The sequence below is a fragment of the Microvirga vignae genome, assembly GCF_001017175.1.
In the GTDB taxonomy this organism is placed as follows: Bacteria; Pseudomonadota; Alphaproteobacteria; order Rhizobiales; family Beijerinckiaceae; genus Microvirga; species Microvirga vignae.
Window position 1 is genome coordinate 1 of sequence record NZ_LCYG01000041.1, and the last position, 12,873, is coordinate 12,873.

6 protein-coding genes, 11 pseudogenes and 1 other annotated feature are annotated in these 12,873 nt (G+C 59.2%); of the genes and pseudogenes, 5 read left to right on the forward strand and 12 right to left on the reverse strand.

What is annotated here, in order from left to right:
* Both AA309_RS15920 and AA309_RS33160 read left to right on the forward strand, forming a co-directional pair.
* The coding region (locus tag AA309_RS15920) for a mannose-1-phosphate guanylyltransferase/mannose-6-phosphate isomerase (protein WP_047190019.1) at nt 1-957 on the forward strand (957 nt) is incomplete at its 5' end.
* 199 nt (nt 958-1,156) lie between these two features.
* Nucleotides 1,157-1,704 (forward strand): annotated as a pseudogene (locus tag AA309_RS33160) (DDE-type integrase/transposase/recombinase); the annotation flags it as partial.
* A gap of 328 nt (nt 1,705-2,032) precedes the next feature.
* Here the strand turns inward: AA309_RS33160 and gmd are convergent.
* The 7 genes and pseudogenes from gmd to AA309_RS15965 form a co-directional block, all read right to left on the reverse strand.
* Nucleotides 2,033-3,103, reverse strand: coding sequence for a GDP-mannose 4,6-dehydratase (gene gmd, locus AA309_RS15935; protein ID WP_047190021.1), 1,071 nt, complete (start codon nt 3,101-3,103; stop codon nt 2,033-2,035).
* Nucleotides 3,104-3,294: 191 nt separating this feature from the next.
* Nucleotides 3,295-3,972, reverse strand: a pseudogene (locus AA309_RS15940) (DDE-type integrase/transposase/recombinase); the annotation flags it as partial.
* Nucleotides 3,885-4,133, reverse strand: coding sequence for a hypothetical protein (locus AA309_RS34325; protein WP_133239443.1), 249 nt, complete (start codon nt 4,131-4,133; stop codon nt 3,885-3,887). The pseudogene AA309_RS15940 and the gene AA309_RS34325, both read right to left, overlap by 88 nt.
* 591 nt (nt 4,134-4,724) lie before the next feature.
* Nucleotides 4,725-5,402 (reverse strand): annotated as a pseudogene (locus AA309_RS15950) (IS3 family transposase); the annotation flags it as partial.
* A gap of 216 nt (nt 5,403-5,618) precedes the next feature.
* Nucleotides 5,619-6,676, reverse strand: a pseudogene (locus AA309_RS15955) (IS110 family RNA-guided transposase).
* Nucleotides 6,677-6,954: 278 nt separating this feature from the next.
* A pseudogene (locus AA309_RS15960) lies at nt 6,955-7,494 on the reverse strand (beta-ketoacyl synthase N-terminal-like domain-containing protein); the annotation flags it as partial.
* Nucleotides 7,495-7,782 carry a phosphopantetheine-binding protein gene (locus AA309_RS15965; RefSeq protein WP_047190027.1) on the reverse strand — a complete coding sequence of 96 codons (288 nt, stop codon included), beginning with the start codon at nt 7,780-7,782 and terminating at the stop codon, nt 7,495-7,497.
* A gap of 206 nt (nt 7,783-7,988) precedes the next feature.
* Between AA309_RS15965 and AA309_RS15970 the strand changes: the two are divergent.
* A pseudogene (locus tag AA309_RS15970) lies at nt 7,989-8,489 on the forward strand (IS481 family transposase); the annotation flags it as partial.
* 400 nt (nt 8,490-8,889) lie between these two features.
* Here AA309_RS15970 and AA309_RS15975 read toward each other — a convergent pair.
* The 5 genes and pseudogenes from AA309_RS15975 to AA309_RS35245 all read right to left on the reverse strand — a co-directional run bounded on the left by AA309_RS15975 (nt 8,890) and on the right by AA309_RS35245 (nt 11,876).
* Nucleotides 8,890-9,747, reverse strand: coding sequence for a hypothetical protein (locus tag AA309_RS15975; RefSeq protein WP_047190023.1), 858 nt, complete (start codon nt 9,745-9,747; stop codon nt 8,890-8,892).
* A gap of 264 nt (nt 9,748-10,011) precedes the next feature.
* Nucleotides 10,012-10,326 (reverse strand): annotated as a pseudogene (locus AA309_RS35860) (DDE-type integrase/transposase/recombinase); the annotation flags it as partial.
* Between the two features lie 311 nt (nt 10,327-10,637).
* A pseudogene (locus tag AA309_RS33170) lies at nt 10,638-11,016 on the reverse strand (transposase); the annotation flags it as partial.
* Nucleotides 10,683-10,799 (reverse strand) — a sequence feature (AL1L pseudoknot). (Overlaps the previous pseudogene by 117 nt.)
* Before the next feature lie 51 nt (nt 11,017-11,067).
* A pseudogene (locus AA309_RS36510) lies at nt 11,068-11,650 on the reverse strand (transposase); the annotation flags it as partial.
* Nucleotides 11,651-11,732: 82 nt separating this feature from the next.
* The gene (locus AA309_RS35245) at nt 11,733-11,876 is read right to left on the reverse strand and encodes a hypothetical protein (RefSeq protein ID WP_160310478.1); all 144 of its coding nucleotides are present in this window, start codon (nt 11,874-11,876) and stop codon (nt 11,733-11,735) included.
* Nucleotides 11,877-12,361: 485 nt separating this feature from the next.
* Here AA309_RS35245 and AA309_RS33180 point away from each other — a divergent pair.
* Both AA309_RS33180 and AA309_RS15990 read left to right on the forward strand, forming a co-directional pair.
* Nucleotides 12,362-12,532, forward strand: a pseudogene (locus AA309_RS33180) (nodulation factor ABC transporter ATP-binding protein NodI); the annotation flags it as partial.
* Between the two features lie 17 nt (nt 12,533-12,549).
* A pseudogene (locus AA309_RS15990) lies at nt 12,550-12,873 on the forward strand (hypothetical protein); the annotation flags it as partial.

Here is a 12,873-nt window from a genome sequence, read left to right on the forward strand (position 1 = left end):
ACCAGCTACGGCTACATCAAGCCGGGCGCATGTATTCAAGGCACCGATGCCTTTCATATTGAGCGCTTTGCTGAAAAACCAGATGCGGAGACCGCCACGACTTACATTAACGACGGGTACCTGTGGAACAGCGGTTACTTTGCCTTCCGACCCGAAGTGATGCTGGCGGAACTCGAAACTTACGAGCCTGACATCGTTGAGGCTGCCCGTGCGGCTCTCGTGAGAGCAATGACCGACCTCGACTTCGTGCGGCTCAATAGGGAGGCTTTCCAGCAAGCGCCGAAGACGTCGATCGATTATGCCGTTATGGAGCGGACATCCAAATCAGGCGTACTGCCGGCCGAGTTCGCTTGGTCCGATGTTGGCACCTGGGATCTCTTGTGGCAGGCCTCTGATAAAGACGTGGATGGAAATGTGCTCAGAGGCCGGGTAGAAATACTCGAGGCCAGAAACAGCATCGTCCATAGCGAAGGGATGTTGACTGCGGTCATTGGTCTGGACGACGTGGTGGTCATCACTCATCAAGATGCGGTACTAGTAGCCTCCAGGGAGAAGTCCGAGCAGGTCAAGGACCTTGTTGCCCTGCTTCGAACCAAGAACCAGCCAGAAGCGGACGAACACATCCGCATGTACCGCCCATGGGGTTGGTATCAACGCATCGATCTCGGACTGCGCTTCCAAGTAAAGCGCATCTACGTCAAACCCGGCGGACGCTTGTCATTGCAGAAGCATTATCACCGGGCTGAACACTGGATCGTCGTGAAGGGGAGGGCCGAGGTAACTGTTGACGAAAAGGTGCTGGTTCTGCATGAGAACGAGGCGGCTCAGATCCCGATTGGCTCGGTGCACCGGCTTGCCAATCCGGGCCGGATTCCGCTTGAGATCATCGAGGTGCAGGTCGGCAGCTATACTGGAGAAGACGATATTGTGCGGATCGAAGACTCCTATGGCCGTTAAGTACTGCAAATTACCCGCGATGAGTATGGGATGTCCATAAGCTGACCTCTCCCGTTACGAGAACAGTGACTTGGGACTGCGCGCAAGTTCTACGGTGCCTTATGTCGATTGATCGTGCATGTTGCACTGATCCGCGATAACCATTTCACAATGCCCGAGTGAATGTTTTCGGTGGCAGTGCATTGCAGCTAACCGCTCTAAAGGCGTGGTTCGCGGCAAGAGCACCCGGACGACCGTCAGCGATGCCTCGGCGCCGTGCCCGCGCGACCGGGTCGGGCTTCGTCTCTGTGGCTTTCGTGATCGACGCCTTCGCCCGCAAGATCGTCGGCTGGCGCGTGGCACGCTCGGCCCGGGCCGAGTTCGTGCTCGATGCCCTGGAGCAGGCTCTCCATGACCGGCAGCCTCTGCGGCGGGCTGGCCTCATTCATCATTCGGCGTCAGGGGAGTTCAATACGTGTCGATCAAGTACACCGAGCGCCTCGCCGAAGTCGGCATCGAGCCGTCGGTCGGCAGTGTCGGCGGCTCGTACGACAATGCTCTGGCGAAAACCGTCATCGGCCTGTTCAAGACCGAGGTGATCCATCGGCGCGGTCCGTGGCGCTCCTGCGAGGCCGTCGGGTTCGCCACGCTCGAATGGGTCGATTGGTCAACAACCGGCGTCTGCTCGAGCCCACCGGCAACGTTCCACCCGCTGAAGCGGAAGCCGCCTACGATGCCCAGCTTGAGGTCATACCGATGGCCGCATAGAATCTAAGCCACCCAGCCTCCGGAAAAATCGGCGCGGTTCACACCACTCCAGACAGGGAAGCCACTCGGTTCTGTCAATTGTGTTCAGACTGTCGAGGTCGCGATGATGCACTACAAGGCCCTGAGTGGTCGCCGCCTCAATGCCCGGACTCTGTCGACGCAAAGACCGAAGCCGCCGCCAGAGGGCCCTCAACGTCATGACGCGGCTTGGCATGCCTGTGTCCCGGCGCATTGCCTGAACCCCAATGCCAGGGTGTGAATACGGCCATCATCCGAATTGCGCACCAAAGTCACCGTCCGTGGCTTTCGGAGCATGACGCAATTCTAATCAATCGTGCCGGCTTTGCCGATTTTCTTCTCTAAGGACAGTTTGAAGATCCTGCTCGACCATCTCACGGACGAGGTCCTCGAAACTCGTTCGATGTTGCCAGCCGAGGACTTGGTTCGCCTTTGATGGATCGCCGATCAGGAGATCGACTTCGGCCGGTCGGAAATACCGCGGGTCAATTTCAACCAGAACTTCGCCAGATTGCTGGTCGATACCCTTTTCGTTAACTCCCGAACCCTTCCACTCGATTGCTCTGCCCACGCTTGCAAACGACTTCTCCACAAACTCACGCACCGAATGCATTTCGCCTGTGGCGAGCACATAATCACTGGGTTCGAAGTGCTGCACGATCCGCCACATGCCGTCGACATAATCGCGAGCATGACCCCAGTCGCGCTTGGCGTCGAGATTTCCGAGATAGAGCTTTTTTTGGAAGCCGTGCTGAATTGCGGCCACCGCCCGGGTAATCTTGCGCGTGACGAATGTCTCGCCCCGGATTGGGCTCTCATGGTTGAAAAGGATGCCGTTTGAGGCGTGAATGCCATATGCCTCGCGGTAATTGACAGTGATCCAGTAGCTGTAGAGCTTGGCGGCTGCATAAGGCGAACGTGGGTAGAACGGCGTAGTCTCGGTTTGAGGCACGGCTTGAACCTTACCGTAAAGTTCCGAGGTGGAGGCTTGATAAAAGCGCGTCTTACCCTCAAGCTTGAGTATCCGAATGGCCTCAAGCACCCGCAACGCTCCGATGGCGTCGGCATTGGCGGTATATTCGGGCGTCTCGAACGACACCCGGACGTGGCTTTGAGCGGCAAGATTGTAGATCTCGTCCGGTTGAACTTCCTGGATGATACGTATGAGGTTCGTCGAGTCTGTCATCTCGCCGTAGTGTAGGAAGAAACGCACCCCTGCTTGATGCGGGTCTTGATAGAGGTGATCAATCCGTTCGGTGTTGAAGGACGATGAGCGCCGCTTCGTCCCATGGACGATGTAGCCTTTACTAAGCAGAAGTTCGGACAGGTAGGCACCATCCTGACCGGTAACGCCGGTGATGAGAGCGACCTTTTGCGTCATAATCTTCACCTATTCACAACAATCGGGCATTCTACGAGCAGCTCGGCTCGGGTGCGCTTCGTCAAGATGTTACGGGCTTTAGGGGTGGTAGGTTTGAATAGCAATAAAGCTTTTCTAAGTGGTCATTGCCGGCCTTGATGTTTCATCCGCCTGGAGGATGTAGTGTTGTTGCCCCGAAAGATCGGACAGGATCATCCCGGTTGCCGTGAGGCGATGAACTCACGCGGCGAACGATATCCAAGCGCCTTGTGCGGATGAAGCCTGTTGTAATGCTCGAACCATAAGGGAAGGCTCTCCATCACCGTTCGGGCATCCGGCGTCGGTCTCACCCAGACGTAGTCGCGATTGATCATGCGTACGACGGCTTCGGCCATGCCGTTGCTCGGCGGGCTCTGCACCGGTGTGGTCTTCGGCTCCAGCCCGGTTTCCCGTGCTAGGCTCCTCGTCTCATGGGCGATATAGCCCGAACTGTTGTCGGAGAGCCACTCAATCATCTGCGGCAGACGGTTCACCGGCCCGAAGCGGGACTCGACAGCCGAGATCATCCGGTCCTGCACGTCCTCGCCCTTGATGCCTTCTGTGGTGGCCACATGCCCCAGCATCTCGCGGTCACAGCAGTCGAGCGCAAAGGCCACCCGGACCTTCGCGCCGTTGTCACAGCCGATCTCAAACCCATCCGAGCACCAGCGCAGATTGGAGCGCTCCACGGCAACACGCCCGTCGCGCCGACGTGTCTTAGCTCCGCCAGCATGGCGCTGCAGCAGGAGGTCATGGGCCTTCATCACTCGACAGACCCGCTTGTGATTAGGCGCAGGACGACCCTGCTCACACGCCAGCTCGAGTTCTTTACGTTCGGGCGCATGATGCCGTTATAGAGGTAATGATAGGCGCCATGCGCCATCTGATGCTCGTGAGAGTGTCCCTCCCCGGCCCTAACAGGGAGGGAGTAGAAGAGGGTCGCGATGACAATGATCGTCATCACGACAGCTAAGGCGTTATTGAAGGCCGCCCAGATTTCGGCACGCCGCATCGAAGCCTCCTTTTCCCCAAGACCTACGCTCAGCCAGGTCGGCGTCTTGCCCTCAGTAGTCACGAACGCCGTCACCTGCAGCCGTACGGAGTTGCACCACCATAAGGTAATGATGATCGCGGGCGCACTCCACGCCAATTGCCCACGTGGCTGTCTCGATTACACCTTGGTATGGGCTGGCGATGCGCGTGGTATAAGCGGGGGATGTCACATCAACCAAGTAAAGGCCTTTCCCACGCGGGCTTCGCCTGCCTAAGTCCTTGGAAATGCACAATTGGTCATCCGCGCGAGGGGCAGTATGCGTACGTAAAACTCTTTGATGTGACAACGCCCTTCCGAGAAGTGCCAGAGCCTGACCTCAGGGGTGTTCCTGAGAACGGACCTTGGCACCGCATGTGGTCAGCCATTTGCGAAGAAATCCTCGAATATGCATCACTTTACCGGACGCAGAGCAGAATCGCCGAACAATCAAAATGCTTGCCGTTGAATACCACATCCTCCGTTGTCGGGATTTCAACCACAGTAGCTAAAACTCTGAAACAAACTGTCTGCGGCACAACCCAGCTCGGGTCTACTAAGGTGCGACAACATTCTCCCGGACATCGAGATCCCGATGCCATGTTTCTTCAGTTCCGTCTGATAGGCCGTTGAGCAATATTGACTGCCGCGATCCGCGTGATAGGTCAGCCCCTCACCAGGTCTTCGGATCGCCAGAGCCTTGCGCAACGCCTCGAGCGCCAACTCCTTGTGCAGCCGGTCGCTCACCGCCCAGCCAACCACCCGTCGAGCAAACAGGTCGAGCACAACGGCCAGGTACAGCCATCCCTCACTCGTCCACACGTACGAGATATCCGCGTTCCATTTCTGGTTCGGGCGCTCGGCCGCGAAGTCCTGCTCCAGTAGGTTGGGAGCAATAGGAAAGGCATGATGGCTGTCGGTGGTGCGTTTGAAGCGCCGCTTCTGCCGGGCCTTGAGGCCATTCTCGCGCATCAGCCGAGCCGTGCGGCGTCGCCCGACCGTCAGGCCCTCATCCTGCAGCTCGCGGGTCACGCGCGGGCTGCCGTAGGTTCCATTGGAGCGGGCAAAGGCCGAGCGAATGTGAGCCAGCAGCACCAGATCCTCGCGCTGACGGCTACTGGCCGGACGGCTTCTCCAGGCGAAGTAGCCACTTGGGCTGACACCAAGAACCTGGCACAGGCGCTGGACGGGGAAGCTCTCTTTCGCCACATCGATGAACGTAAACTTCATCGACTTCCCTCCTTGGCGAAAATCTATGGACCGGCCGTGCGTTGCAAGAGGGCTGCTTTAGATTGGATGAGAGACGGTTTGCATCAATCTCTCCGGCCTCTGGTTGGAGCACCTGCTCCGGGCCATTTTTTCGCTCAGGCTTGCGGTGCGCCGGGCGACCGTTCATCCATCCTGTCACATCCTTCTCGCAAACCTCGGTGGGAACTCGATGGCCGAGATGCCTGCCGCTGAACAGCCTTACGGCACTTGGGTGGCAATCCCCGCCTCGTAGCCCCTTTCGCGGTACAACACGCTCCAGGCAATGCGCGCGAGCTTGTTGGCCAGGGCTGCGGCCAGCACATTCCCGTGCAGCCGTGTCCCCGCGGCTGTCAACCAGCCTCCGAAGCCGTGTCTTTGCCAGTGGTGCCGGTGCTGCAGAATGGCCTGCGCACCGCCCACGAACAGGGTGCGTAAGTAGCGGTTCCCCGCTTCGAGAGGCCGCCCAAGATGGTGCGATCACCGATCGAGATTTGCTTGGGCACCAGCCCCAGCCAAGCGGCGAAGTCGCGGCCTTTGGCGAAGGCTGCTCCGGTTCCGACCGCCGCCACCATGGCACTGGCGGTGATCACCCCGACACCTGGAATCCCCATCAGCCGCCGGCAGCCTGCGTCCTGGCGCGCCAGGGCCGTGATGTCCCGGGTGAGCGTCTCGAGGCGTTCGTCCAACTGCCGCCAATCCTCCGCCAGATCCTCGATCAGGTGGATCATCCGCGGCGAGAGCACGTCCGTGCGTTGCGACAGAAGGGTGGGAAGAGCCTCGCGTAAACCGGCAAGTCCCTGCCGCACCGGAAGGCCGCATTCGAGCAGAAAGGCGCGGATCTGGTTGATCACCGCCGTACGCTGCCCAATCCGCCGGCGGCGCACCCGGTGCAGGGCTTGCAGATCAAGTTGTGCGGCCGACTTCAGCGGCACCGGACGCATGGTCGGCCGCTGGACCGCCTCGGCAGTGGCCTCGGCATCGCGGTAGTCGTTCTTGTGTCCTTTGAGGAACGGCTTCACGTACTGGGCCGGCAGCAGGCGCACGTCATGGCCGAGGGCAGCGAGCTGGCGCCCAACATGATGAGCCCCCGCGCAGGCCTCCATCCTGATCAGACAGACCGGCAGATTGGCCAGACAGGACTGCAGTTGTCCGCGTGCGATCTTCCGGCGCAACACGATCCTGCCGCGTGCATCCATGCCGATCAGATGAAAGGTGGTCTTGCCCAGGTCGATCCCGATGGTGGTGATGATGCACTCACTCGTGGTCTGATGCGTCATGGCATGGCTCCGTGGCAGCGGGTTAATCCCGTCCTCTTATGCTCGACCCGGGAGCACGGCCGGTCCATGCCACGGCCTCATCCTGAAACTCTTTCGTAAAGCGTGTCTGGGGCATGGAGATCCCCCTGCTTCATGAGAGGCTCTCCAGTTTTTCGATACTGCTGGCGAACTCGCTTCAGGGCTGCCGAGGCGGCTGCCACGCTTCCGAAGTGGACAGCCCGCGCTCTGCGTCAGAGCGCTGCAGGTCAGCCCTCCGGCTGCGAATGAAGCGGCAACATCGAATTTGCCAGCAGTATCTTTCTCGAAGCAATTCCAATCGAGTGGTTGGCCGAGGAACAGGCGGAGGCGACGCCGAAGACTGGCCCGCGCAAGCCGAGGCTCATGCTGACCTGGCCGGCGGCGGCGATCGGCATCACCTTGGGTGCAGTGAAGGTGGCGGCACGGCTCTCGCTGCCCAAAAAGAAGGCCCTGTAGTTTTCCTCGACTGTCTCCCAGCCGCAGACGCAGACGCCCACAACCGCACCGAAGCGATGAGCATTTCCTTCATGGAGGAAAGTCCGGCCTGACGCATGGCTTCGCGTGCCGCAAGCACGGCGAGCTGGCTGAAGCGGTCCATGGAGACGAGCTGCTTGGGGTTGGCGTCGTGCTCCGGCAGCGCTTGATCTCGGCGCCGATCCTGACCTTCAACCCATAAAGCTCCGAATTGGTGATCGAGCCGATGGCGGAGCGGCCTTCGCGCATCTCGTTCCAAATGGAGGCGGTGTCAGTGCCCAGCCCGCGCAGCCCCCTACCCCGGTAATGACGACGCGTCTGTCCATTTAAGCCTCCTTAGCGAGCAAGCCGCGGACAGCTTCCACTATGTCGCCGATATTTCTGAGATTCGACCAGGCTTCGGCGGTGGTCAGCTCGATTTGGATGCCGTAGGAACGCTCCAGGTCGATGATGATGTCCGCCAATCCCAGCGAGTCGATGCCAAGCGAGGTCAGTTCCGTGGCGGTCGTTATCTCGCCGCTTCCTGATATAGCTGTAGCCGAAATCGCCCACCGGGCCGACTCGGCGTGATTCTCAATCTTGGCGATGATTTCCTTCGTGAGCCGATCTGCTATCATGTTCCTTCCTATCATGCGTTTCAACGCGGACGCGGCGCCATCCCTCAGCCGAGCCGCGTCGCGAAAAGTGCCCCTCATCGCGCGTGGGTGATTGACCAAAGGAACCTGCTTATAGAGATCTGACTAAGTAGGTCGCCAAAAGTTCTACAACAACTTTCTGAGCCAGAAGTGTTTGGACATCATGCCAGCCTTACGCCGCGCCTGTTCCTCGCATCTACCAGCAAACCTTCATCGACACCTACACGAATGTGGCGTTTGCCAAACTATATGACCGCAAGACGCCGATCACCGCCGCGGACCTTCTTAACGGTCGTGCCCTGCCCTTCTTCGATGCCCATGAGGTGAAGCTGTGTCGGGTGCTCACCGACCGCGGTACTGATTACTGCGGCAATCCTGAGCGCCACGAGTACGAGCTCTATCTGGCAGTCGAGGACGTGGATCATTCCAGCACCAAGACGAAGAACCCGCCGACAAACGGGATCGTTGAGCGCTTTCACAAGACGGTGCTGGACGAGTTCTATCGTGTGGCGTTCTGCAAGAAGATCTCCGGTTCAATCGCTGCGTCGCAGAGCGATCTCGATACTTGGGTGAGGATTTATAATGATGAGCGGCCGCATCAGGGCCGGTGGTGCTTTGGCAACACGCCAATGCAGACCTTCTTGGATACCCTGCCGCTGGCGAAGGAGAAAATGATTGCAGCCTGATCCTGTCGGACAGGCTCAATCCAATCACTCTCTGACGCCGACTGTCCGATCAAATACCGACTACTACATAGAAGGGTCGCGAATGCGGTCATTCTCATCCACGCGCCCTGCGCAGTGTAGCCGACCATCTCCTGAACGTGGCCTGCGCCATGCTCAGAGACGGTACTCTCTTCAACCCTGAGGCGGCTCGGAGGCTTCCCCGGTACCTCATAATCTCGGACCGACGAGGTCATTCAGATCCGCTTGTTAAAAGGTGGGGAGTCCCATCAATCACATTGCCAAACAGGCGCCATCCAGACGTGCTAGTGTCGATGAGTCTTCTTGAGCATCCGAAAGTGCTGAATCGAGACAGGCATCACGACTAAGGGTCGTGACTTATCTCCTTGCAAACCCGCCCGGTCTACATAAAGTCATCGTCGTCCGAATGCGACGGGCCGTTTGCTGCACTCTCGGTACCCTCGGTTTCACAGCTTTCACTATCTTCGGCTTTGGAGAGATACAATGGAGGTTTGTTTGCACGCTGCCATTCCCCGGCACTGTTCTTCGTCCATTTGTCGGGATGCTGGGTAGGATCAAGCACCATCACCGAATCACTCACCTCAACAAACCCCATCATCGCCGCGCGGGCTTTCGCTTCCTGGTTGACAGGATGAGAGAGGAGCAACGGTCGTTCGCCGTCGAGCCGAAGTTGATACTCCAGCAGAATATCGCCTGCGTTCTCGACAAGCGGATGAGTAACCCGAAGATCTACAATGGATGTGATTTCAGTTCGCCCGGGGAACTGTTGCCGCCACTTGTTCTCTTCGAACACTTCACTCATGCTAGCTCTGCCCTCTGTTCTTAGAAGCCCAACACTCTGCTTGCCCAACTGATAGCTAAAATATCGCGCGGTTTCCGAACCAGATCCAACGCCGTGGTGATAGGCAACATCTTTTGTGTGCGTGGCCTTCAAGGACACAGCATCAGAGTACTGCTTTGGGTTCGCAGCAATATGCTCAATTTCGTCGCCATAAAAGCTCATCATTTTCTCCTCGAATAAACTCCTTGAGATCTCCACCACAGGAGGTTTGGGAACGAGGGAATATGCCGGTGCTGGCGAAGATGAGCGAGCGTTGGAGTCGGCTGTGGCTAAGTGCATGTTGGCGAGAGTGTCCGAGAAACTTTGCGTTCGCTCGCTGTCGGCTGTCCACGAATTTGTTTCGTCAGCCACGCCATTGCGTGTCCATTCACCGGAAAAGCCGCCAATTCGACCGTACATGACGATTCGCACTCCTAAGGAGCATCATTTTCGAGGCTGGTTATGCCCTGCAGCGCACGATAGTCAGCCCGGCTGACGATAAGCTGGCGTAGGCGTTCTGTGGATGTACGAGAAAACCCGGCCTGGTTCAGCGCTCGCGCCTGAGTAATCAATCAAGCTGCGGCATACGCCGAATGGACCTGCTCCGCTTTTTTGGAGAGCGTTTTGGGGTCCTGTTGCAAATCCGAATCAGAGACGAGAAAGAATCAGGTGCTTGTGGAGAGCTCATGCGGCGAGCAGATCGAGTTGCTCCGCGAGTGACGGCAGCAGATTATGGGCAGACTTCGCCTATTCTTTCCGCATCATGTGCTCCATTTCAACCCCGCCCAGGATGGCGCGAGCGCTGCTCAGAGACTTGAAGCCGAGCATCGGCCGGATCCGCTGCTTGATCGCCCGATAATCCTACTCGATCCGGTTGTTCAAGTAGGCGCTTTGCCGGATCCGAATGGGCTTCAGATCACGCCATGTTCTCTCCGGGAGCCGATCGGCAGTATCGCAAGAGAGGATCGCCTCGCGGTTCGCCTGGCTGCCGTCGATCACGGATGGACAGCATCAGGTCCTCCTGCGGTGAGGAGATCGGCGTCGCAGGCGGTCGAAGCGCCAAATATACTCCTCAACCGCCCAGCGCACCTGATCCCAACAACTTTCCGCTGCCAAACACGTCCTGGGCAGCCGAAAGGTCCGAGGAAAGACACGAATAGTCGATCGGAGTGTGGGTCAGGCCACACCAGGATGCCTTTCGGCGCCAGCCTACCAGACGGTCCATCGCTGTGAGAGTCAGGCCGTCCAGGAACTGGCTACCATTCATTGACTGTCGCTATGGTCGATGAGACCGGATCGTTGGACGGGCTGCGGTCGGGATTGGCCTGGCGGGCGGCGTGCTCGGAGTCGATCGACGGGGCGATCGGCAGCACCCGGCAGATCGGCTCGACCCCATAGACCTCCCGATGCTCGCCGGTAAACTCCTTCATGGCTTGGAGCGGCGGTCGAGCTCCGCATGGGCAAAATACGCGCTGGCCTTGCGTAGGATGTCGTCGGCCCAGGGCGAAGGCCCTGGTCGCGCTCCGCCTGCCGCACCCAGTGGCGCAGGGTCTCGCCCGAGCAGCCGATCTTCGCTGCGATCGACCGGATCGCGTCATACTGGGAGGTGTACTCGTCCCGGTGATCGAAAACCATCCGGACCGCCCGCTCGCGGACCTCTGGTGAATATGGGGGTGTTCTCTTCGTCATGGCTCCATCCGGTCAGGAGTGGGAGCCTCCGGGAATCCCGGCGCGGTTCACTTCGATCTCGCTCGTGACCGCATCGATCCGCTCATCCAGATGATGCCAGTCCTGCATCAGCCCCTTGATCAGGCGCACCATGCGCGGGGTGAGGACATCGGTTCGCTTGGCGAGGAAGTCTGGCAGAGCCTGCGGCAGGGATCGCAGGCCCTGTCGCATTGCAGTTCCCCGTTCCCACAGAAGGGTCCGGATCTGGTTGACCACTGCCGTGCGCTCTCCCCGACCAATTGCGCACGAACACGATGAAGAGCTTGCAGGTCGAGTTGCTCGACTGTCTTGGTCGGCACGAAGCGCATGGTGGGCCGCAGGACGGCTTCGGCAATGGCTTCAAGAACTGCGCCGGGATGAGCTTCACATCGTGGCCAAGCGCCAGCAACTGACGGCTGAGATGGTGCGCGCCAACGCAGGCTTCCATGCCGATCAGGCCGACCGGCATGTTGGCCAGCCGCGCCTCAACCTGTCCCCGCGCGAGCTTCAAGCGCAGGACAATCGCACCGCGGGCATCCAGGCCCATGAGGCGAAAGCTGTTCTTGCCGATGTCGATGCCAAGGGTGGCAACTGGCGGAAGCTGAGCATTGGACATGGACCAGATCCTTATGCTGGGGCGCCCCTCTCATGAACGGTGCGCTGGTAAGCACGGCCGTCCATCCCATTAGCTTCTCAAGCTAGATGAGCAGGGCAATGCGTTCTGCAAGCGGGCTATGGAGAATGCGCTGCCTGGATCCGTCGCCGATCTGTATCGCCTGGCGCGCCGCGCGTTCCCCCGCCTGTAGCGCCGAACTGAACTCATCACCAGCTTCTTTCGGCACGCAGGCCTCTCCGGCACATGATTTGCATGAAGATCCTCAGAACGCCGCCGAAGGTGGGTAACACCTGCCCGTCAGCTCGTCGTCAGCTTGTCTGAGTATCACTCGCAGCAGGGCCTAACCAGCCCGAACTCACTGCGAAGAGACTTAGGCCGAAGGGAACCGCGAACCGCCATGTCTAATCGAATCAAGGGCTCATCCACACGCGCTAGCCAAGCTGACGAACCGAGTCAGTCGGTGGACAGCTTTATGGAAACACTTGTCGGCATGCCGTCCCGATTGGCGGCGGATCCCCATGCTAGTTCGTCTTCGGCGCCAACACGGCCGTACTTGCTCGCTCCCCGACCTCCCATCGAATAAATCGATAGGTCTTCCTTCACGAGAGATGTGAGGGCGTTTTACGGCAATAACATCAAGCACATTGCCGATAATCCATAAGAGTACTCGGAGTTCGTGTCCTCAAAAGCCGCGCGCACAGCCACCCTTAGGCGCTGACCGACGAGCAGATCGGGTGCCAGGTGATCGAAATCTACGGCGGCAATCCGGATGAGCTGGGTGCGCTGATCCGGCCGTACGTGCAGCGCATCGAGGTGAGCGGCGAAACGCTCTTTTGCTATGCGCCCGATCCGGAGCAGGTGCTCGTGCAGCTGCGCGGGCGCGAAACGGAGAAATGAAAATGTACGAATGGTATGCGACGAATCTCGACGCCCCGGCTCTCCGGGAAGCGTCGCTGGACCAGATCCTGCACGCCTGGGCTGCCGAAGAGGGTCAGGGGGAAGACGAGAACCGGCAAGAGGTGGTAAGACGAATCAGAGCCTGGGTGGCAGCCGGCGATGTCGGTGCCTGGCTGGATCTGTCATTCCTGTCCCTAACCTGCCTGCCTGCGGCCCTCCCGGCCGGGCTCCTGTGGCTCGACACCGGCTGCAACCGGCTGACCAGCCTGCCCGCGACCCTCCCGGCCGGGCTCCAGCGGCTCAACGCCGGTGGCAATGAGCTGACC